18 protein-coding genes and 2 riboswitches are annotated in these 19,815 nt (G+C 72.8%); of the genes, 12 read left to right on the forward strand and 6 right to left on the reverse strand.

Features of this window, described 5'->3' with window-relative positions; all coding sequences use genetic code 11:
• The first annotated feature begins 14 nt into the window (after nucleotides 1-14).
• Genes ASF17_RS01195 through ASF17_RS01225 form a run of 7 tightly spaced genes read left to right on the forward strand, consistent with a single transcriptional unit; the run spans nucleotide 15 to nucleotide 8,831 of the window.
• Nucleotides 15-1,664 (forward strand): ABC transporter substrate-binding protein, encoded by a 1,650-nt coding sequence (locus tag ASF17_RS01195; RefSeq protein WP_055794448.1) that lies wholly within the window; start codon nucleotides 15-17, stop codon nucleotides 1,662-1,664.
• Nucleotides 1,665-1,668: 4 nt separating this feature from the next.
• Complete coding sequence (locus ASF17_RS01200; RefSeq protein ID WP_055794450.1) at nucleotides 1,669-2,622, forward strand: ABC transporter permease; 954 nt, start codon at nucleotides 1,669-1,671, stop codon at nucleotides 2,620-2,622.
• A complete protein-coding gene (locus ASF17_RS01205) occupies nucleotides 2,622-3,509 on the forward strand; it encodes an ABC transporter permease (RefSeq protein WP_055794453.1) in 888 nt (295 codons plus the stop codon). The genes ASF17_RS01200 and ASF17_RS01205 overlap by 1 nt, the downstream gene beginning before the upstream one ends.
• A complete protein-coding gene (locus ASF17_RS01210) occupies nucleotides 3,506-5,413 on the forward strand; it encodes a gamma-glutamyltransferase family protein (RefSeq protein WP_055794454.1) in 1,908 nt (635 codons plus the stop codon). The genes ASF17_RS01205 and ASF17_RS01210 overlap by 4 nt, the downstream gene beginning before the upstream one ends.
• A complete protein-coding gene (locus ASF17_RS01215) occupies nucleotides 5,397-7,064 on the forward strand; it encodes a dipeptide ABC transporter ATP-binding protein (protein ID WP_055794456.1) in 1,668 nt (555 codons plus the stop codon). Before ASF17_RS01210 ends, ASF17_RS01215 begins: the two co-directional genes overlap by 17 nt.
• Entirely contained in the window at nucleotides 7,045-7,908 is an 864-nt protein-coding gene (locus ASF17_RS01220) for a GntR family transcriptional regulator (protein ID WP_235476293.1), read from the forward strand. The genes ASF17_RS01215 and ASF17_RS01220 overlap by 20 nt, the downstream gene beginning before the upstream one ends.
• The gene (locus ASF17_RS01225) at nucleotides 7,905-8,831 is read left to right on the forward strand and encodes an acetamidase/formamidase family protein (RefSeq protein WP_055794459.1); all 927 of its coding nucleotides are present in this window, start codon (nucleotides 7,905-7,907) and stop codon (nucleotides 8,829-8,831) included. The genes ASF17_RS01220 and ASF17_RS01225 overlap by 4 nt, the downstream gene beginning before the upstream one ends.
• A gap of 35 nt (nucleotides 8,832-8,866) precedes the next feature.
• Here the strand turns inward: ASF17_RS01225 and ASF17_RS01230 are convergent, their stop codons facing one another.
• The 5 genes from ASF17_RS01230 to ASF17_RS01250 all read right to left on the reverse strand — a co-directional run bounded on the left by ASF17_RS01230 (nucleotide 8,867) and on the right by ASF17_RS01250 (nucleotide 12,835).
• Nucleotides 8,867-9,730, reverse strand: a complete 864-nt coding sequence (locus ASF17_RS01230) for an ABC transporter permease (RefSeq protein ID WP_055794461.1) — start codon at nucleotides 9,728-9,730, stop codon at nucleotides 8,867-8,869.
• The gene (locus tag ASF17_RS01235; RefSeq protein WP_055795504.1) at nucleotides 9,717-10,718 is read right to left on the reverse strand and encodes an ABC transporter ATP-binding protein; all 1,002 of its coding nucleotides are present in this window, start codon (nucleotides 10,716-10,718) and stop codon (nucleotides 9,717-9,719) included. The genes ASF17_RS01230 and ASF17_RS01235 overlap by 14 nt, the downstream gene beginning before the upstream one ends.
• A gap of 10 nt (nucleotides 10,719-10,728) precedes the next feature.
• On the reverse strand, nucleotides 10,729-11,853 hold the full coding sequence (locus ASF17_RS01240; RefSeq protein WP_055795507.1) for a LolA family protein: 1,125 nt from the start codon (nucleotides 11,851-11,853) through the stop codon (nucleotides 10,729-10,731).
• 146 nt (nucleotides 11,854-11,999) lie between these two features.
• Complete coding sequence (locus ASF17_RS01245) at nucleotides 12,000-12,311, reverse strand: antibiotic biosynthesis monooxygenase family protein (protein WP_055794462.1); 312 nt, start codon at nucleotides 12,309-12,311, stop codon at nucleotides 12,000-12,002.
• Nucleotides 12,312-12,352: 41 nt separating this feature from the next.
• Nucleotides 12,353-12,835 carry an FBP domain-containing protein gene (locus ASF17_RS01250; protein ID WP_055794464.1) on the reverse strand — a complete coding sequence of 161 codons (483 nt, stop codon included), beginning with the start codon at nucleotides 12,833-12,835 and terminating at the stop codon, nucleotides 12,353-12,355.
• A gap of 84 nt (nucleotides 12,836-12,919) precedes the next feature.
• Here ASF17_RS01250 and ASF17_RS01255 point away from each other — a divergent pair, with 84 nt between their 5' ends.
• Nucleotides 12,920-13,705: a putative protein N(5)-glutamine methyltransferase gene (locus ASF17_RS01255; RefSeq protein WP_200913404.1), complete on the forward strand. Its 786-nt coding sequence runs from the start codon at nucleotides 12,920-12,922 to the stop codon at nucleotides 13,703-13,705.
• 79 nt (nucleotides 13,706-13,784) lie between these two features.
• Here the strand turns inward: ASF17_RS01255 and ASF17_RS01260 are convergent, their stop codons facing one another.
• Nucleotides 13,785-14,237: a hypothetical protein gene (locus ASF17_RS01260; protein WP_156357246.1), complete on the reverse strand. Its 453-nt coding sequence runs from the start codon at nucleotides 14,235-14,237 to the stop codon at nucleotides 13,785-13,787.
• Between the two features lie 79 nt (nucleotides 14,238-14,316).
• Between ASF17_RS01260 and ASF17_RS01265 the strand changes: the two genes are divergently transcribed.
• From ASF17_RS01265 to gcvP, 4 genes are all read left to right on the forward strand, one after another.
• A complete protein-coding gene (locus ASF17_RS01265; RefSeq protein WP_055794468.1) occupies nucleotides 14,317-14,766 on the forward strand; it encodes an SseB family protein in 450 nt (149 codons plus the stop codon).
• Nucleotides 14,767-14,871: 105 nt separating this feature from the next.
• Nucleotides 14,872-14,975: riboswitch (glycine riboswitch) on the forward strand.
• A gap of 1 nt (nucleotide 14,976) precedes the next feature.
• Nucleotides 14,977-15,072, forward strand: a riboswitch (glycine riboswitch).
• Between the two features lie 105 nt (nucleotides 15,073-15,177).
• The gene (gene gcvT / locus ASF17_RS01270) at nucleotides 15,178-16,392 is read left to right on the forward strand and encodes a glycine cleavage system aminomethyltransferase GcvT (RefSeq protein WP_082474958.1); all 1,215 of its coding nucleotides are present in this window, start codon (nucleotides 15,178-15,180) and stop codon (nucleotides 16,390-16,392) included.
• Nucleotides 16,393-16,459: 67 nt separating this feature from the next.
• Nucleotides 16,460-16,837, forward strand: a complete 378-nt coding sequence (gene gcvH, locus ASF17_RS01275) for a glycine cleavage system protein GcvH (protein ID WP_055794470.1) — start codon at nucleotides 16,460-16,462, stop codon at nucleotides 16,835-16,837.
• Nucleotides 16,834-19,767, forward strand: a complete 2,934-nt coding sequence (gene gcvP, locus ASF17_RS01280; protein WP_082474959.1) for an aminomethyl-transferring glycine dehydrogenase — start codon at nucleotides 16,834-16,836, stop codon at nucleotides 19,765-19,767. The genes gcvH and gcvP overlap by 4 nt, the downstream gene beginning before the upstream one ends.
• Nucleotides 19,768-19,815 lie beyond the last annotated feature (48 nt).

A 19,815-nucleotide genomic window follows, 5' to 3' on the forward strand; every position in this document is an offset into this window, starting at 1 on the left:
AGCATTGGATCCGCATGTCCCGCTCCCCGCACTCCCGCCGCAGGCTGCTCGGCCTCCCCGCGGCCGCCCTCGGACTCGCTCTCGCCGTGACCGGCTGCCAGGCGGTCCAGACCGCCGAGACCTCCGACGAGACCCGAGACGACGTCTCGACCGCCGCGATCGGCGACCAGACGATCGTCGAGGGCGGCGACCTGGTCATGGCGCTGTCGGCCGAGCCCGACCGCCTCGACCCCACGACCTCGTCGTCGCTCTACACCCGGTACGTCATGGAGACGATGTGCCAGAAGCTCTACGACATCGACGCCGACGGTCAGATCGTCCCGATGCTCGCGACCGAGCTGCCCGAGGTGTCGGACGACGGACTCACCGTGAGCTTCCCCGTCCGCACCGACGCCGTCTTCGCCGACGGCACGCCGCTCGACGCCGAGGCCGTCGTCACGACCCTCCAGCGCGGACTCGACAAGGAGGACTCGTCGCGGCGCAGCGAGCTCGGCCCCATCACCGGCATCACCGCGGTCGGCGACGACACGGTCGAGATCGACTACTCCGAGCCCTTCGCCCCGCTGACGGCGGCGCTCGCCGACCGGGCCGGAATGGTCATGTCGCCCGCCGCCCTCGAAGCCCAGGGCGACGACTTCGGCGACGCCCCGGTCTGCGTCGGACCCTTCAAGTTCGCCGACCGCGTGCCGCAGACCTCGATCACCGTCGAGCGCGATCCGCTCTACTACGACGCCGACGACGTCCACTTCGACTCGATCACCTACCGCATCATCACCGACGCGAGCATCCGCGCGGCGAACCTGCAGTCCGGCGACGTGCAGGTGGCCGACTCGATGTCGACCCAGGACGTCGAGTCGCTCAAGGCGGACGACGCCCTGACCGTGCTCGAGGTCGGTTCGCTCGGCTACCAGGGGCTGACCGTCAACATCGGCAACCAGGACGGCGTCGGCACCGACCCCGTGCAGATCGACACCCCGCTCGCCTCCGACGCGACCGTCCGCCAGGCGCTCTCGATGTCGATCGACCGCGAGTCGCTCGTCTCGTCGATCTTCGGCGGTCTCTACGACCCGGCCTGCTCGCCGATCTCGCCCGAGAGCCCCTTCGCGACCGAGGCCAGCGACGCCTGCCCCGAGTACGACCCCGAGGCCGCACGGCAGCTGCTCGAGGACGCCGGTGTCGAGACGCCCTACGCCATCGACATGCAGGTGAGCAACAACCCCGACACGGTCCGCTTCGCCCAGGCGCTCCAGGCCCAGGTCGCCGAGGGCGGCTTCGAGCTGACCATCACGCCGGTCGAGTACTCGACCCTGCTCGACGTGCAGACGCGCGGCGACTTCGAGGCCCTCCAGCTCGGCTGGTCGGGCCGAGTCGACCCGCACGGCAACACGTACAACTTCCTGTCGACGGGCGGCGGCAACAACTACAGCGGCTACAGCTCCGACGAGGTCGACGACCTGCTCACCCGGGCGGCCGCGACGAACGACGTCGACGAGCGCGCCGACCTCTACGGCCAGGCCGTGGCGCAGGTGCAGGAGGACGACCCGATCATCTACCTGTACCGGGTGCGCAGCCTCACCGCGCTCTCGAACGAGATCGCCGGGGTGTCGACCTACGCCGACGGCGTGGTCCGTCTGAGCAACGCCGCATTCGTCGAGGCGGACTGACCCGATGGCCCGCTACCTCCTCACCCGCCTGTGGCAGTCCGCCCTGACGCTCGTGCTCGCCTCGATCGTCGTGTTCGTCGGCGTCCGGCAGCTGCCGGGCGACCCGGCCCTCGCCCTGGCGGGTGAGGAGGCCTCGCCCGAACGCGTCGCGGCGATCCGCACCGAGCTCGGACTCGACGACACGATCGTCGTGCAGTACCTCCGGTTCGCGGGCGATTTCCTCACCGGCGACTTCGGCGAGTCGACCCGCACGGGCACCCCGGTGTCCGAGCTGATCGGCGCGACCCTGCCCGTCACCCTCTGGCTCTCGCTCTACGCGATCGTCGTCGCGGTGGCGGTCGGGGTGGCCCTCGGGGTCGTCGCCGAGCGCTACCGGGGTCGCTGGCCCGAGTGGATGGCCAACGCCGCGGCGCTCGTCGGCCTCAGCGTGCCGAACTTCTGGCTCGGGATCCTGGCCATCCTCTGGCTGGCGGTGGGGCTCGGGATCTTCCCGGCCTCCGGCTACGTGCCCGTCAGCGTCGACCCGTTCCAGGCCCTCGTGCATCTGACGCTGCCCGCCCTCATCCTCGGCACGTCCCTGGCGGCAGTCATCATGCGCCAGACCCGGGCCTCGATGATCGAGACGATGAAGACCGACTACGTCAGGACGGCCCGGGCCAAGGGGCTCGGTCGCGGCCGGGTGCTGATGCGCTACGGCCTGCGGAACTCGATGATCGTGGTCGTCACGATCGTCGGTCTGCAGCTCGGCGGTCTCATCTCGGGCGCCGTCGTCACCGAGCGCATCTTCGCCCTCCCCGGCTTCGGCAAGCTGACGCTCGACTCGGTGTTCACCCGCGACTACCCCGTGGTCCAGGCCGTCGTGCTCGTCATCACCCTCGGCTACATCGTCATCAACCTCGTCGTCGACGTGCTGTACAGCGTCCTCAACCCGCGCATCCGAGTCGGAGGAGCCTCCTGATGACCGTCATCGTGCCCACCACCCCCGAGCTCGGCTCGGCCCGCGGCCGGGTCTGGGGTCAGCTGCGACGCAACCGCCTCGGCCTCGCGGGCGGCGTCATGCTGCTCGTGGTGCTCCTCCTCGGGGTGCTCGCCCCGCTGATCGCCCCCCACGGGCCCACCGAGGTCAACTTCGCCGCACCGTTCCAGCAGCCCGGCACGGTCGGGTACCTCCTCGGCACCGACGACCTCGGCCGCGACATCCTCTCGCGCATGCTGCACGGCATCCGCGTCTCGCTCGTCGTCGGCGTGCTCAGCGTGCTGCTGGCCGTGGTCGTCGGCACCCCGCTCGGTCTGCTCGCCGGCTACTGGCGGTGGCTCGACGGCGTGATCTCGCGGGTGACCGACGTCATGCTGGCGTTCCCGTTCCTGATCATCGCGGTGGCGCTCGCGGCGATCAGCGGGCCGAGTCTCGGCAACGCCGTCATCGCGCTCGGCATCGCTCAGATCCCCACCATGATCCGCGTCGTGCGCGGCGAGACGATGCGCGTCGCGTCGACCGACTTCGTGCTCGGCGCCCGCACGATGGACGCGACGGGGCTGCGGGTGATCTTCACCCACGTGCTGCCGAACTGCGTCTCGGCGATCATCGTGCAGGCGACGGTGATCATGCCGGTCGCCGTCATCGGGGAGGCGCTGCTGTCGTTCCTCGGACTGGGCATCCAGCCGCCGACGGCCAGTCTGGGCATCATGCTCAGCGACGCGCAGCAGTACCTCGGGCGGGCGCCCTTCGCCGCCGTGGTGCCGGGTCTGGCCATCGCCGCGATCTGCCTGGGCTTCAACCTGTTCGGCGACGCCCTCCGCGACGCGCTCGACCCGACCTCCAGCGAACGGAACCGATCACTGTGACGTACACCGCGCCTCCGGCGTTCACCACCCGCCCCGACCTCGTCGGCACCTTCGGCATGACGGCGAGCACGCACTGGCTGGCGACGGCGTCGGCCCAGGCCGTGCTCGAGCGCGGGGGCAACGCCTTCGACGCCGCCGTGGCCGGCGCCTTCGTGCTGCACGTCGTCGAGCCGCACCTCAACGGGCCCGGCGGCGACCTGACCGCCGTGTTCGCGACCGCCGACGCCCCCGACTCGCCGACCGTGCTGATGGGTCAGGGGCCCGCACCGGCCGGCGCCACGGTCGAGCACTACCGCGCCGAGGGCCTCGACCTCGTGCCCGGCTCGGGCGCCCTGGCCGCTGCCGTCCCCGGGGCCGTCGACGCCTGGCTGCTGCTGCTGCGCGACCACGGCACGTGGGAGCTCGGCGACGTGCTCGCCTACGCCATCGGCTACGCCCGCGACGGCCACCCGATCACCGCCCGCGTAACCGAGACGATCGGCGCCGTGAGCGACCTGTTCACCGAGCACTGGCCGACCTCCGCCGACCGCTGGCTCGTCGACGGCCGTCCCCCCGCGCCCGGCGACCTCGTCGCCAACCCCGCCTACGCGGCCGTGCTCGAGGGGCTCGTCGCGGCCGGCGAGGGTCCGACCGTCACCGGCCGAGGAGGCGCGGCGCCGGTCTCCGAGGACGCCCCCACCGGTCGCGAGGACCGCATCGAGGCGGCCCGGACCGAGTGGGCCGAGGGGCTCGTCGCCCGCTCGATCGACGAGTTCGTCCGCCGCCCGCACCGTCACTCGTCGGGCACGGATCACGCCGGGGTGATCCGCGCCTCCGACCTCGCCGCGTTCCGCGCCGGGTTCGAGCCGGCGGCCACCGTGGAGTTCCGCGGCCACACCGTCGCCAAGACCGGCGCGTGGGGTCAGGGCCCCGCCCTGCTCCAGGTGCTCGCCCTGCTCGACCCGCTGCCCGACGAGCTGCTCGATCCCTCGACCGCCGACGGCGCGCACACGATCATCGAGGCCCAGAAGCTCGCCATGGCCGATCGCGAGGCGTACTACGGCGACCGCGACGTGCCCCTCGAGGCGCTGCTCTCGAGCGAGTACGCCGACGCGAGGCGGGCGCTGATCGGCCCGCGGGCGTCGCTCGAGCTGCGACCGGGCGATCTCGTGCCCGGGGCGCGTCCGCTCGCGGCGCTCCGCACCGACGACGAGGCCTCCGGCGCCGTCGCGGGAGTCGGCGAGCCGACCGTCGGCTCGTTCGCCGAGACGCCCGTCGACGACGACCCCCTCGCCGCCGCGTCGGCCGAGCCCGCCGTCGACGCCACGGGGGCGACGCGCGGCGACACCTGCCACATCGACGTCGTCGATCGCTGGGGCAACATCGTCTCGGCGACGCCGTCGGGCGGCTGGCTGCAGTCGTCGCCGACGATCCCCGCCATCGGCTTCTGCCTCGGCAGCCGACTGCAGATGGCCTGGCTCGACGAGGGCACCGCCTCGACGCTCGAACCGGGTCGACGCCCGCGCACGACGCTGACCCCGACCCTGGTGTCGCGCCACGGCCGACCGGTCGTCGCCCTCGGCTCGCCGGGCGGCGACCAGCAGGACCAGTGGCAGCTGCTGTACCTGCTCCGCACGATCGTCGGCGGGTACACGCCGCAGCAGGCCATCGACGCACCCGCGCTGCACACGACCGCGTTCCCCGGCTCGTTCTGGCCGCGTACCTGGACCCCCGGCGGCGTCGTCGTCGAGGACCGCCTGGGCGACGACGTCATCGCCGACCTCGAGTCGCGGGGCCACCGCGTCACCCGTGCGGGCGACTGGTCGCTCGGTCGCCTGTCGAGCGTCACCCGAGACCCCGCGACGGGCGTGCTGTCCGCCGCCGCCAACCCCCGAGGAGCACAGGCCTATGCCGCAGGACGCTGACCGCACCGTCTCGACGACGACCCCCGACGCGTCCGCCGGCGCGCCCCTCCTGAGCGTCCGCGACCTGACGGTCGCGTTCGGCGACCGGCCCGTGGTGCACGGCGTCGACCTCGACGTCGGACGAGGCGAGCGCGTGGCCATCGTCGGCCAGTCGGGGTCGGGCAAATCGACCGTCGTCGCCGCCGTGCTGGGCCTGCTGCCCGGCGCCGGTCGCGTCACCGGGGGCACGATCCGGCTCGCCGACGACGAGCTGACGACCGCCGGGGAGGCGCGGATGCGGTCGGTGCGCGGAGCCCGCATCGGACTCGTCCCCCAGGACCCGTCGACCAACCTCAACCCGTCGATGACGGTCGGGGCGCAGATCGCCGACGGACTGCGGGCCGGGGGAGCCCGGGGCCGTTCGGCCGTCACCGAGAGGGTCGTCGAGCTGATGACGGAGGCGGGCATCCCGGACGCCGCCCGGCGAGCGGGTCAGTACCCGCACGAGTTCTCGGGCGGCATGCGCCAGCGGGTGCTCATCGCCGTGGCGCTCGCGCGCCGACCCGAGCTGCTCATCGCCGACGAGCCGACGTCGGCCCTCGACGTCACGGTCCAGCGGACGATCCTCGATCATCTGCAGACGCTCGTCGACGCGCACGGCACGTCGCTGCTGTTCATCACGCACGACCTCGGCGTCGCGGCCGACCGCACGGACCGCATCGTCGTCATGCTCGACGGGCGCGTGGTGGAGACCGGCACCCCTCGGCAGATCCTGCTCGACCCCCAGCACGAGTACACGCGTCGCCTCGTCGCGGCGGCGCCCACGGTCGCCGCGGCCGCCGCCCTCCGGGCCGACGAGCCGGTCGGCGACGATGCGCCGACCGCCGCCGACGACATCCTCGTCGTCACCGATCTGGTCAAGGAGTACCGCCTCCGCGGGCGACGCGGCGAGACGGTCCGGGCGGTCGACGGGATCTCGTTCGCCGTGCCGCGCGGCACGACGACCGCCGTGGTCGGCGAGTCCGGCTCGGGCAAGACGACCCTCGCCCGCATCGTGCTCGGCATCGAGTCGGCGACGAGAGGCACGGCGCTGGTCGACGGCGAGAGCATCACCGCCAGTCGCGGGGCGGCCCGGCATGCGCTGCGGCGACGGGTGCAGCCGGTCTTCCAGGATCCGTACGGCTCGCTCGACCCGACGTACTCCGTCGAACGGCTGATCGATGAGCCGCTGCGCATCTTCGGCGTCGGCGACCGCGCCACGCGCCGGAGCCGCGTCGCCGAGCTGCTCGACCAGGTCGCCCTTCCCCGCACGGTGGCGCAGAGCCGCCCGAACGAGCTGTCGGGCGGTCAGCGTCAGCGCGTGGCCATCGCCCGGGCCCTCGCCCTCGAGCCCGAGCTCCTCATCTGCGACGAGGCCGTGTCGGCGCTCGACGTGCTCGTGCAGGAGCAGATCCTCGATCTGCTGGCCGAGCTGCAGACCCGTCTCGGTCTCAGCTACCTGTTCATCACGCATGACCTCGCCGTCGTGCGGCAGATCGCCCATAGTGTGGTGGTGATGCGCCGGGGAGGCATCGTCGAGCGCGGCAGCGTCGACGACGTGTTCCTGTCGCCTCGCGACGAGTACACCCACGAACTGCTAGGAGCGATCCCCGGTGCCAGCCTGGCCGTCTGACCCGTCCGACCGACGCGACGGGACGACCCGCGCCTCCTCGGCCCCCGGCTCCGACCCCCTCGGAGAGGCCGGCGCCCCGGCGCCGATCAGCCTGCTCGACGCGGTGCGGCGCGAGATCGTGACGGGCGTCCTGCAGCCGGGCACCCGCGTGACCGAGGCCTCGCTCGCCGACCGGCACGGCGTCTCGCGCGTGCCCGTGCGCGAGGCGCTCCGTGGTCTCGAGGCCGAGGGGTTCGTCGAGTCGACCCCGAACGTCGGATCGCGTGTGGCCGCCATCCCGGTCGACGAGGCCGACGATCTGTTCGCCGTGCGCGAGGCCCTCGAGATCGCGACCGCCCGGCGCGCGGCGACGCGGGCGCGGGCCCTCTTCAGCGTCGACGCGCCGCCGGAGGACTGGTGGCGCGTCCGTCGCTCGCTCGAGCGGATCCTCGCCGACGGCGACCGTGCCGTCGCCGACGACGACCTCGACCGACTCGTCGACCTCAACGAGCGGTTCCACTTCGGCGTCGCCGAGCTGAGCGGCAGCACCACGCTCGCGACCCTGCTGCGCCAGTTGTCGCGGAAGATCGAGTGGCTCTACGCTCTCGACACCTTCTCGCGGGGCAAGCGGCTGTGGCCGGACCACCGCGTCATCCTCGCGGCCATCGACGCGGGCGACCCGGAGCAGGCGGCCGAGCGGATGGGGTGGCACGTGCGCGAGTCGCGCATCGGCTACCTGAGCCGCACGGTGCCGGCCGCGGTGGTCGACGCCCTGCGCGCGACGCCGCCCGTCGTCGCGCCGACCACCGCTTCGGCCCCGTCCGGGGCGCCGCGCGTCGGCGCGGACGGGCCGGTCGCCTCGTGACCCGGCACCATCTCGACGCGACGCGCGAGACGACCAACGACGTCTACTCGCGCGATCACGACCCCGTGCTGACGGTCGACAGCGGAGACGCCGTCGTCGTCGAGTCGCTCGACGCCTCGGGGCACCTCGAACGCCAGACGGTGCCGGGCGAGCAGCGGCCGAGGCTCTTCGCCGAGGCCCGCGGGCACGCCCTCACCGGGCCGATCGCCGTGCGCGGGGCTCGACCCGGGCAGACGCTCGCAGTCCACTTCGACGGCCTCCGGCCGGGCGACTGGGGATGGACGGTCGCGGGAGGACGCGAGACGCCGATCACGACCCGTCTCGGTCTCGACTCCGTGCCGCCGTCGTGGCTCCTCTGGGAGATCGACGTCGAGGCGGGCACCGCGATCGAGAGCCGCGGGCCGCGCGTGGCGCTGGCGCCGTTCCTCGGGGTGACCGGCGTCGCCCCGGCCGAACCCGGCGAGCACCCGACGACCCCGCCGCGCCCCTCGGCCGGCGGCAACATCGACTGCCGCGAGCTCGTCGCCGGCTCCACGCTCTATCTGCCGGTGCAGGTGCCCGACGCGCTCGTGTACCTCGGTGACGGCCACGCGGCGCAGGGCGACGGCGAGGTCGGCGGCACCGCCGTGGAGTGCCCGATGACGACGGAGGTGCGGCTCGAGCTCGTCGACGACCGTCCCGTCGACGGGATCCATGCCGAGACCCCGGCCGGGCGCATCACCTTCGGCTTCGACGCCGATCTCGACGTCGCGACCGGGGATGCGCTCGACGCCATGGTCTCGTGGCTCGCGCCGCTGCTCCACGTCGACCGCGCCACGGCCCTGGCGTTCGCCAGCGCGGTGGTCGACCTGAGGGTCACCCAGGTCGCCAATCAGACCTGGGGCGTGCACGCCGTCCTGCCGACCGGCGCTCTCGGCGTCTGATCCCCCTCACGGCGTCCGCGACGTCGAGCGGGATGTCAGCTCAGGATGTCCTTCGTCGTGAAGCGGGCCCAGGCGAGCGCTCCGAACACGATGATGTAGCCGCCCTGCAGCAGGGCGTTGTCGGCCAGATTGGACCACACCACCGGGTCGCGCAGGAAGTCCGCGAAGCCGAGCCAGTGGTGCGTGAACAGCCACGGGTCGAGCGCGTCGAGCTGGGGCAGCGCGTCGAGGATCTGCGAGACGGTCGATAGAACGATCGTGGCGGCCATCGCGCCGACGGGCACGCTCGTCAGGGTCGAGATGAAGAGCCCGATCGCGCTCAGCCCGAGCAGCGAGACGGTGACGTAGAGCGCCATCAGCAGCATGCGGAGCGCGTAGTCGCCGTAGCCGATCGTCTGCCCCGACAGCAGCGTCACGGGACCGATCGGGAAGAGGGCGGCCCCGGCGATCGCCCCGAAGACGACCACGACGAGCGTCCCCGCCAGGCAGAAGAGAGCGGCCCCGGCGTACTTCACGAGCAGGAGGCGCACCCGGCCCACCGGCGAGACCAGCAGATAGCGGAGCGTCCCGAGACCGGCCTCGCCGGCGATCGTGTCACCGGCGACCACGCCCACCGTGAGCGGCAGGAAGAGCGGGATGGCCACGGTGAGCGCCGTCAGCGAGACGAACAGGCCGTTCCGGGTGATGTCGCCGAGGAAGGCGGGGCCGTCGCCGCCTCCGTCGGAGTCGTCCGACGCGACGCGGACGGCGACGGCGAGGAGCACGGGGATGAGGGCGAGGGCGCCCAGCAGGGCGATCGTCCGGGTCCGCCGGAAGAGCACGACGATCTCGCTCCGGAGGAGCGAGATCCCCGCGCCACGGGACGGCCGCAGTGCGGGGGAGGGGTCAGCCGGCGACATCGAAGCCCTCCCCGGTGAGATCGACGAAACGGTCTTCGAGACTGGCGCCCGCCACCTCGAAGCCCCGCACGCGGACATCGGCGGCGACGAGCGCGGCGACTATCGACTCGGGCGACAGACCCTCGACCACGAGGTCGGCCTCGACACGGGCCGCGCCCGCGCGCGAGTCGGGCGGATCCGTCGATCGGACGCCCGCCTCCGGCGACAGGCCGAGCCGACGCAGGACGTCGCGGGCGGCGTCGGCATCCGGCGTGAGGAGGCGGACGCGGTGCAGGCCGAGGGCCCTCAGATCGTCGAGGGTCCCCTGGGTGAGCAGTCGGCCCGCACTCATCACCCCGATGTGCGTGCACATCTGCTCGACCTCGGCCAGGAGGTGGCTCGAGACGAACACGGTCGTCCCCTCGTCGGCCAGGGAGCGGATGAGGGTCCGGACCTCGCGGGTCCCCTGCGGGTCGAGACCGTTGCTCGGCTCGTCGAGCACGAGCAGGTCGCGGGGCATGAGCAGAGCGTTGGCGATGCCGAGTCGCTGCTTCATGCCGAGCGAGTAGGCGTGCGCCTTCTTCGACGCGGCGTGGCTCAGGCCGACGCGATCGAGGGCCGAGTCGACCCTCGACGATCGCGTCGAGGCCGGGGCCGAGCGATCGGCGGCGTCGAGACGCTGCAGGTTGGCCCGGCCCGACAGGAACGGATAGAACGCCGGGCCCTCGACCAGCGCGCCGACGCGGGGGAGGACGTCGCGGGCGTCGCCCGGCATCGACCCGCCGAGCAGGCGGATGTCCCCGCTCGACGCGGACGTCAACCCGAGCAGCATGCGGATGGTGCTCGTCTTGCCCGAGCCGTTCGGTCCGAGGAACCCGTAGACGCTCCCCGTCGGCACGGCGAGGTCGAGATCGGCGACGGCCTTCTGCCGGCCGAAGGACTTCGTGAGCGACGACGTCTCGATGGCGAGGCTCGAGGTCGAGCCGGTCGCCGGCGGGGCCGTCGTCACGCGACGGAGGTCACTCGGCCGGTGCCGACGCAGCGGCGACCAGCGCGTCCGCATCGACGGCCCCGACGAAGACGCGCCCGTCGTCGGTCAGGAGCACGGAGACGAGCGACGTCTGCAGGGCCCTGCCGCCGTCGACCGGGGTCATGACCTGGTCGAGCAGCGCCGCCGACCCGCCGGTGGGGTCGGACGCGGAGGATCCCGCCGGAGCGGTGCCCTTCGCGGGGGTCAGACCGACGACGGCGGACCAGCCGGAGCCGATGACCGTGCGAGCCGGGTGCTCGGTCGACGCACCCTCGTGACCGGGTGCCCCGTCGCCGTGGGCACCGTCGGCGGGCTTGTCGACCTCGGTGACGGTCGCGTCGGCCGGCGGGGCGAAGGCGAAGACGGATGCGTCGGGCGCGTCGAACGACACCGAGGTGAATCCGACGGAGATCGCGGGCTCGCTCTGACCGCGTGCCTCGACGACGACCTTGAGGGGGACCCCGGTCTCGGCGTCGACGGTGAGGACGACGCGACCGACCAGAGTCTCGGCGTCGTCCGGCGAGAGCACCACCTCGTAGGCGTCGCGCCCGGCCACCGACACGTCGTCCGAGCTCGTCACGGTCGTCGAGTCGTCGACGGCGTCGAGGACGGCGTCGGCCAGTTCACCGGGCGTCTGCGGCAGATCGGCGCCGTCGACGGAGGTCTCGAGGGCGTCGCTCGCGGAGCGGTCGGGGAGGGTCAGGTGGGTGGCCTCCTTCGACGAGGAGTCGTACGTCCAGACGTCGGAGCCGTCGCGGATGACGTTCCGCTCGGCGAGGTCCTCGACCACCTGCACGCGCTGCTTCGTGGCACCGTCCGCGAAGACCTGGGCCGTGTGGTCGCCGGTCAGCATCTCGAGGGCCTGCGACGACGCGTCGCCCGAGCCGGACGACATGCCGGCGGGCAGATCGGGCAGACCGAGATCGGACGTCTGCTCGACCGTGCCCGAGAACGCCGCGTCCGAGCTGCCGGCGACGAGCGCCAGCACCTGCTGCGGCGTCTTGTCGGGCAGGTCGACCTCGGCGTTGGCTGCGACCGAGGGCACGACGATGCCGGCGGCGATGACGGCGACGGGGATCGCTGCGGCGGGGATCCAGCGGGCTGACTTCTTCATGGTGATCATGGCCTCTCGCATCGGACCGTGGACGGGTCGACGACTGGTCGGCAGATTACGCGTGAACCCTGGAGAACACTGCGAACCCGAGGCGGACGGTTCGACGTCGAGACGGTTCCGCAGACGCCCGGGCCGGGCGGCCGCCGCTAGAGGTCGACGACCTCGAACTCGAGCAGATCGGCGCCCGTGGCGACGGGCCCGCGGGGTGCGTCGCCGGCGCCCTCGGGGCGCGCATGGGCGGCTCGGGCCCCGTTCGCGGCCCAGGCCGCGAAGTCCTCTTCGCTCCGCCACGTGGTGACGACGAAGTAGCGGTCGTCGCCCTTCACCGGGCGCAGCAGCTGGAAGCCCTCGAAGCCCTCGGCTCCGTCGACGGAGTGCTTGCGGGCGGCGAAGCGCGACTCGAGTTCGGTGCCGGCTCCCTCGGGGACGTGGATGGCGTTGATCTTGACGACGGACATGGTGCTCTCTCTCGTTCGGATGGGACGGGGCGGGGTGCGCGTCAGGCGGTCTTCATGACCGTCGCCGTGAAGCCCTGCACGCGGTCGCGCAGACCCGCGGCGCGGCGCTCGATCTGCTCGGGCGGATTGAGGTGCGGCGGTGCCACCCGGATGAGCAGGGAGCACGCGAGGTCCTCGCAGATGTACGTGCCGAGCGTGTTGCCGTTCAACCCGGCCTCGCCGGCCTTCGGCGCGGTGAACAGACGCACCTGGGTCGCGGGTTGCGGCGAGTGGCAGAGCGAGCACATGGCCGCGATGCCGGGTCGCAGCGACGAACTCGACGAGCGGACGACGAGACCGACCGGCCGGTCGTCCATCCAGTGCACGATGTAGCCGCGGTGATGCGCCTGCGGATCGCGCCACCCCAGGAACTCGCGCTCGGACCACAGCATCTCGTGCAGCCCCGGGATCGGCAGCCGGTCGAGGTCGCCCGGCTGGGCGTTGACGAACGACGATCGGATGTCGGACTCGGTCAGCGGCTTCATGGTCTCCCTCGGGGCCTCGGTCCCGCCACCCTACGCGGCACGTCCGACACCGACGCGAGGAGGCGGCGGGCCTAGCCTGGGGCCATGTCGGGAGCGGAGGCGATGCACGCGCTGGTGGCGCGCCTCCGGAGGGCCGGCTGCGTCTTCGCCGAAGACGAGGCCGCGCTGCTGACCGAGGCCGTCGACGACCCCGCGGCTCTCGAGGGGCTCGTGCGCCGCCGGACCGCCGGCGAGCCCCTCGAGCAGGTGCTCGGCTGGGCCGGGTTCGACGGTCTCCGCCTCGGCGTCGCGCCCGGCGTCTTCGTGCCGCGCCGTCGCACGGTCGCGCTGGCGCGGCGGGCCTCGGCGCTCGTCCCGCAGCACCGCGCGGCCGTCGCCCTCGACCTCTGCTGCGGGGTGGGCGCCGTCGCCGCCGTCCTCGCGCGCGACCACCCCCGGCTCGAGCTCGTCGCCGCCGATGTCGACCCCGTCGCCGTGGAGTGCGCCCGCGCGAACCTCCCCGCCGACGCCCTCGTGGTCGCCGGCGACCTGTTCGCGGTGGTCCCCTCGCGCCTCCGGGGCCTCATCGACGTCATCGCGGCCAACGCGCCCTACGTGCCGACGGCCGCGCTCGCGACGATGCCGGCAGAGGCGCGGCTGCACGAGAGGATCGCCGCGCTCGACGGCGGCCACGACGGTCTCGACGTGCACCGGAGGATCGCCGAGGAGGCGCGGGCCTGGCTCCGCCCCGGGGGGTCCGTCCTGATCGAGGCGAGCGCCGCGCAGGCGCCCGCCGCCGTCGCCCTCCTGACCGCGAGCGGCCTCGTCGCGCGCAGCGAGCACGACGACGGCTTCGACGCGACGGTCGTGATCGGCGTCCGCCCTGCGTGACGGGTCGGGTCGACCCGCGCGACGGTGAGGCCGGGGGGCATCCGGTGCTCGCGGCCGCCGGCTGAGCGCCTCGGTCGGATCAGACGTCGACGGGGTAGACGCGGGCCACGACGGGCGACTCGGGAGTGCCCGACACGTCGCACATGAAGGCCGCCTCGATGCGGCCGTCGGCGAGATGCCCGTAACGGACCTCGACGACGGCGCCGTCGGCCGAGTCGCGGACGTCGTCCTCCTCGTAGTTCCAGACGTCGTCGATGAAGGGGAGGTCGGGGTGCTCGGCGGCGACGGCGGCCACGCAGGCGTCCCAGGCGGGAGGCGCCTCGCGGGTCGGCGCCGTGGCGGGCGCCGGAGGGGTCGTCGTCGGGATCGGCGTGCTCGAGGCGTCGGCGCCGGTGGTGGCCAGGGCCGTGGTGTCGGCCGCACCGGGCTCCGAGGTGGGCGTCGCGCACCCCGCGAGGGCGAGGACGACGACGAGGCTGCTGAGGATCAGGGGGGCGGCCATGCGGGGCACGAGGGCTCCTCGGGAGATCACGGGCCGCCACGGTGGCGGGCTTCGCGCTCAGGATACTGCTCCGGAGGCGACACGGAGGTTCTGCGGGCAGGCTGGTCCCATGACCGCTTCAGAGAACCGCGAACCGACCCCCCTCGAGCAGGCCATCGCCAAGGGCCAGGCGGGCGAGGGCGACATGAACTCGGTGCTCGCCGAGTTCGTCAACGCCGAGATCGTCGTGCCGACGGCCGTCGAGGCCGAGGAGTCGCTGAACGAACTCCAGCCCGTGCTCTTCGACCGCGAGGGCACCCCCATGCTCGCCGCCTTCACCCACGCCGACATGATCGGCGACCAGGTGAGAGAGGTCGCCGGGCACTCCGCCACGATCCACGCGGCCGAGCTCGTCCAGGCGATCCCGCCCCAGACGGGCCTCGTCATCAACCCCGGCAACCCCGAGGGCTTCGAGATGCTGCCCGAGGGCGTCGCGCAGCTGGCCGACGACGTGCGCGAGCTCGTCGCGGCGCACCAGGCCGACGGGGCCGCCTCCGTCGAGCGTCCCTCCGAGTCCTGACCCGCACTCCCGACGTCATCGCCCCGGCCGCGAAGGACGCCGGGGCGAAACCTGTCGGACACACGCCGCCTGTAGGCTGAGCGCCACAAACGAACATCGGGCCATGAACACGTCGCGGGAGAGCCCCGGTGCGCACGCAGTGCGAGCACCGGGCACCGAAGGAGCAAGCTCCCCGCCAATCTCTCAGGTACGCGTACCGCGACGGACTGGCCACTCTGAAAAGCAGAGGCGTCTCGCGGCGACCTCTCGCCCACGGTGAAAGCCGACCTCGGTCGGTGAAGCTCTCAGGCCCATGACAGAGGGGGAGCCCCGCCCGACGCCCGTCGTGCAGGGCCCGCCCCGTCGTGCAGGTGCTGCACGGCACGCTCCCGGTCGAGACAGCTCGAGGCCGGGCCGTCCCCCAGGAGTCCGATGTCCGACGCAGCCTCGAATCTGCCCGCCGCCCCCGGCCCCACCGACGCCGAGCTCATCGGCTCCGACCCGCTCGGAGCGTCCGACGCCGACCCGGTCGGCTCGGAGGGCGACGACGAGCGCTTCAGCCCCCTGCACGAGATCCACGTGGCGGCCGGTGCGTCCTTCACGGACTTCGCCGGCTGGCAGATGCCCGTCCGGTACAGCTCCGACCTCGCCGAGCACCACGCCGTCCGCACGGCGGCCGGGCTCTTCGATCTGTCGCACATGGCCGAGATCGCCGTGTCCGGTCCCGACGCGGGCGCGTTCCTCGACCACGCCCTGGCGGGCACCCTCTCGACCATGACCGTCGGTCGGGCGAAGTACTCGCTGCTGCTGGCGGACGACGGCGGGATCATCGACGACCTCGTCGTCTACCGGCTCGACGACCACGACTTCCTGGTCGTCGCGAACGCCGGCAACCGGGAGGCCGCGTTCACCGCCCTCGCCACCCGGGCCTCGGGCTCCGACGTCACGGTCGACGACGAGAGCGACGACACGGCGCTCATCGCCGTCCAGGGCCCCGAGGCCGAGGGCGTGCTCGACGAGCTCATCAGCGCCGACCGGCTGCAGCCGGACGCCCCCCTCTCGAGCCTCCGCTACTACCGCGTGCTGCAGGGCACGTTCGACGACGCTCCGGTGCTCATCGCCCGCACGGGCTACACCGGCGAGGACGGCTTCGAGCTGTACCTCGCACCCGAGCTCGCCGCCGACCTCTGGACGGCGATCGCCGAGGCCGGTGCGCCGCGCGGCCTCGTGCCGGCGGGGCTGGCCAGTCGCGACACCCTGCGACTCGAAGCGGGCATGCCGCTCTACGGACACGAGCTCGGCCGCGACGTCCGACCGGCCCAGGCGGGTCTCGGTCGCGTCGTCGACACGTCGAAGGACTTCGTGGGCAGGGCCGGCGTCGAGCCCTCGCCCGAGGCTCGCGTCCTCGTCGGCCTCACCCTCCAGGGTCGCCGTGCGGCTCGGGCCGGCTACCCGGTCGTCACCGACGACGGCACGGTCGTGGGCGAGGTCACCAGCGGGGCGCTCTCGCCGACTCTCGGGCACCCCGTCGCCATGGCCTTCGTCGACCCCGACGTGGTCGACCGCGGCCCGGCCCTCGCGGTGGACGTCCGCGGGACGGCGCTGCCCGCCACGGTCGTCCCGCTGCCGTTCTACAAGCGCTCCTGATCACCCTGCCAGTCCACGAGCCGACGGCTCGTCCTCCGCACCTCCCCCCTCCTCGAAAGGCCTCGGCATGACCGACCTCACCTTGCTCCACTACACCGCCGAGCACGAGTGGCTCCTCATCGACGGCGACACCGCCACCGTCGGCATCACCGACTACGCCGCCGAGAAGCTCGGCGACGTCGTCTACGTCGACCTGCCCGCGGCCGGCACCGAGGTCGAGACCGGCAAGGTCGTCGGCGAGATCGAGTCGACGAAGTCCGTCGGCGAGCTCTACGCTCCGGCGCTCGGCACCGTGCTCGAGATCAACGACGCCGTCGTCGACAGCCCCGACCTCGTCAACAGCGACCCCTTCGGCGACGGCTGGCTGATCAAGATCACCCTCGCCTCGGCCGACCGCGTCGGACTCCTCTCGCGCGACGAGTACGTCGCCCTGACCGCCGAATGAGCGCGCAGAACGGCTCCGGCGGCGTCTTCGGCGACTGGGCGGGCCGCGAGGCCGCCGGGTTCGTCGACCGTCACATCGGGACGACGCCGTCCGATCAGGCGGCCATGCTGGCCGTCGTGGGCCACGACAGCGTCGAGTCGCTCGTCCGGGCCGCCGTCCCCGACAGCATCCATACGACGTCCGACGGAGGCACTCTGCCGGCACCCGTCGGCGAGACCGAGGCGCTCGCCGAGCTGCGGAGGCTCGCCGACCGCAACCGCGCCTCCCGGACGCTCCTCGGTCTCGGCTACTACGACACCGTGACCCCGGCCGTCATCCAGCGCAACGTGCTCGAGAATCCGAGCTGGTACACGGCGTACACGCCGTACCAGCCCGAGATCTCGCAGGGCCGCCTCGAGGCCCTGATCAACTTCCAGACGATGGTCTCCGAGCTCACCGGTCTCACCACGGCGAACGCGTCGATGCTCGACGAGGGGACCGCGGTCGTCGAGGGCATGCTGCTGGCCCGACGCGCCTCGAAGGCGAAGTCCGACGTGTTCGTCGTCGACGCGGACGCCTTCCCCCAGACCAAGGCCCTGCTCGCCGGTCGTGCCGCGGCCGTCGGCATCGAGCTCGTCGAACTCGACCTGACCGGTCCGGACGCCGCCGAGCTGCCCGAGTCGTTCGGCGTCTTCGTGCAGTACCCCGCCGCCACCGGCGCGGTCCACGACCTGCGCGCGGTCGCCGACGCGAGCCATGTCCACGGCGGTCTCGTCGTCGTCGCGGCCGACCTGCTGGCACTCACGCTGATCACCGCGCCCGGCGAGTTCGGCGCCGACGTCGCCGTCGGCACGAGCCAGCGATTCGGCGTGCCGATGGGCTTCGGCGGCCCGCACGCCGGCTACATGGCCGTCCGCACCGGTCTCGAGCGCCAGCTGCCCGGACGACTCGTCGGGGTCTCGCAAGACGTCGACGGTCGCCCGGCGTATCGGCTCAGCCTCCAGACGCGCGAGCAGCACATCCGCCGCGAGAAGGCGACCTCGAACATCTGCACCGCGCAGGTGCTGCTCGCCGTCATGGCCTCGATGTACGCGGTCTATCACGGCCCGTGGGGCCTCCGGCACATCGCCACCCGGGTGCACGGCCACGCCGCCGACCTCGCCGAGGCGATCTCCGCCTCCGATCTCGAGCTCGAGAACGACACGTTCTTCGACACCCTCCAGGTCTTCGTCCCCGGGCGCTCGGCCGAGATCGTCGCCTCGGCTCGCCGGCGCGGATATCTCGTGCACGCGGTCGACGAGGACTGCGTCCGGCTGTCGTTCGACGAGACGACGACGCGCGACGACGTCGTGACGATCGCGGACGTCCTCGGGGTCGAGCTCCGCCCGGGTCGGGGCGGCGACGGGCCCTCCGGGCTGCCGGAGGCGCTGCTGCGGACGAGCGACTACCTCACGCATCCGGTCTTCCGCACCCACCGCAGCGAGACCAGCATGATGCGGTACCTCAAGCACCTGGCCGACAAGGACTACGCCCTCGACCGCGGCATGATCCCGCTCGGCAGCTGCACCATGAAGCTCAACGCCGCCACCGAGATGGCGGCGGTGACCTGGCCCGAGTTCGCCTCGGTGCACCCGTTCGCGCCCGCCGACGACGTCGAGGGGTACCTCGACCTGATCGGTCAGCTCGAGGGCTGGCTCGCCGATCTGACCGGGTACGACACGGTCTCCCTGCAGCCCAACGCGGGCAGCCAGGGCGAGCTCGCCGGGCTGCTGGCGATCCGGGGCTACCACCTCGCGAACGGCGACGCCGCGCGGACGGTCTGCCTCATCCCGCAGAGCGCCCACGGCACGAACGCCGCGAGCGCCGTGCTCGCCGGGATGCGGGTCGTCGTCGTGGCCTGCGACGACCGGGGCAACGTCGACCTCGACGACCTCCGCCGACAGGTCGCGGCCCATGCGGACGATCTCGCGGCGCTGATGATCACCTACCCGTCCACCCACGGCGTCTACGAGCACGACATCCGCGACATCACCGACGCCGTCCACGACGCCGGCGGTCAGGTGTACGTCGACGGCGCCAACCTCAATGCGCTGCTGGGCTTCGCCAAGTTCGGCGAGTTCGGCGGAGACGTCTCGCACCTGAACCTGCACAAGACGTTCTGCATCCCCCATGGGGGCGGTGGCCCGGGTGTCGGCCCGGTGGCGGCCAAGGCGCACCTCGCGCCGTTCCTGCCCGGGCACCCGATGGCTCAGCAGGCCGACCGGCGCACCGGTGCGGCCGTGGCGGCACCGGGGGAGCGCCCGGCCCACGCCGGAGTGCCGGTCTCGAGCGCCCCGTACGGCTCGCCGAGCATCCTGCCGATCAGCTGGGCCTACATCCGCATGATGGGCGACGAGGGTCTGGTGCAGGCCACCGGCGCGGCCGTCCTCGCGGCCAACTACGTGGCCGTCAGACTGCGCGAGCACTACCCGGTGCTCTACGCGGGCGAGGGCGGGCTCGTCGCCCACGAGTGCATCCTCGACCTGCGTCCGCTGCGTGAGGCGACCGGGGTGACCGTCGACGACGTCGCCAAGCGACTGGTCGACTACGGCTTCCACTCGCCCACGATGTCGTTCCCCGTCGCGGGGACGCTCATGGTCGAACCCACCGAGAGCGAGGACCTCGCCGAGATCGACCGCTTCGTCGACGCGATGATCGCCATCCGCCACGAGGCGGAGCAGATCTCGGCAGGGCGCCATCCCGTCGAGGACAGCCCGCTGCGTGCCGCCCCGCACACGGCGGAGTCGGTCATCTCGGGGGAGTGGACGAAGGGCTACAGCCGCGACGAGGCCGTCTACCCCGTCGACTCGCTCAAGCGGGCCAAGTACTGGCCGCCGGTGCGCCGCATCGATCAGGCGTGGGGCGACCGGAATCTGTTCTGCGCCTGCCCTCCGGTCGAGGCCTTCGCCTGATCGCCGACGCCCGGGCCCGAGTCGCCGCTCGGCCCGGGCGTCCGGCGG

The organism is Frigoribacterium sp. Leaf263, assembly GCF_001422285.1.
Taxonomy (GTDB): Bacteria; Actinomycetota; Actinomycetes; order Actinomycetales; family Microbacteriaceae; genus Frigoribacterium.

Excerpts from the sequence above, each read along its gene's own strand:
- ASF17_RS01195 (WP_055794448.1), top strand. The coding sequence starts at position 15 with ATGTCCCGCTCCCCGCACTCCCGCCGCAGGCTGCTCGGCCTCCCCGCG.
- ASF17_RS01200 (WP_055794450.1), top strand. The coding sequence starts at position 1,669 with ATGGCCCGCTACCTCCTCACCCGCCTGTGGCAGTCCGCCCTGACGCTC.
- ASF17_RS01205 (WP_055794453.1), top strand. The coding sequence starts at position 2,622 with ATGACCGTCATCGTGCCCACCACCCCCGAGCTCGGCTCGGCCCGCGGC.
- ASF17_RS01215 (WP_055794456.1), top strand. The coding sequence starts at position 5,397 with ATGCCGCAGGACGCTGACCGCACCGTCTCGACGACGACCCCCGACGCG.
- ASF17_RS01230 (WP_055794461.1), bottom strand. The coding sequence starts at position 9,730 with ATGTCGCCGGCTGACCCCTCCCCCGCACTGCGGCCGTCCCGTGGCGCG.
- ASF17_RS01240 (WP_055795507.1), bottom strand. The coding sequence starts at position 11,853 with ATGAAGAAGTCAGCCCGCTGGATCCCCGCCGCAGCGATCCCCGTCGCC.
- ASF17_RS01245 (WP_055794462.1), bottom strand. The coding sequence starts at position 12,311 with ATGTCCGTCGTCAAGATCAACGCCATCCACGTCCCCGAGGGAGCCGGC.
- ASF17_RS01250 (WP_055794464.1), bottom strand. The coding sequence starts at position 12,835 with ATGAAGCCGCTGACCGAGTCCGACATCCGATCGTCGTTCGTCAACGCC.
- ASF17_RS01255 (WP_200913404.1), top strand. The coding sequence starts at position 12,920 with ATGTCGGGAGCGGAGGCGATGCACGCGCTGGTGGCGCGCCTCCGGAGG.
- ASF17_RS01265 (WP_055794468.1), top strand. The coding sequence starts at position 14,317 with ATGACCGCTTCAGAGAACCGCGAACCGACCCCCCTCGAGCAGGCCATC.
- gcvT (WP_082474958.1), top strand. The coding sequence starts at position 15,178 with ATGTCCGACGCAGCCTCGAATCTGCCCGCCGCCCCCGGCCCCACCGAC.
- gcvH (WP_055794470.1), top strand. The coding sequence starts at position 16,460 with ATGACCGACCTCACCTTGCTCCACTACACCGCCGAGCACGAGTGGCTC.
- gcvP (WP_082474959.1), top strand. The coding sequence starts at position 16,834 with ATGAGCGCGCAGAACGGCTCCGGCGGCGTCTTCGGCGACTGGGCGGGC.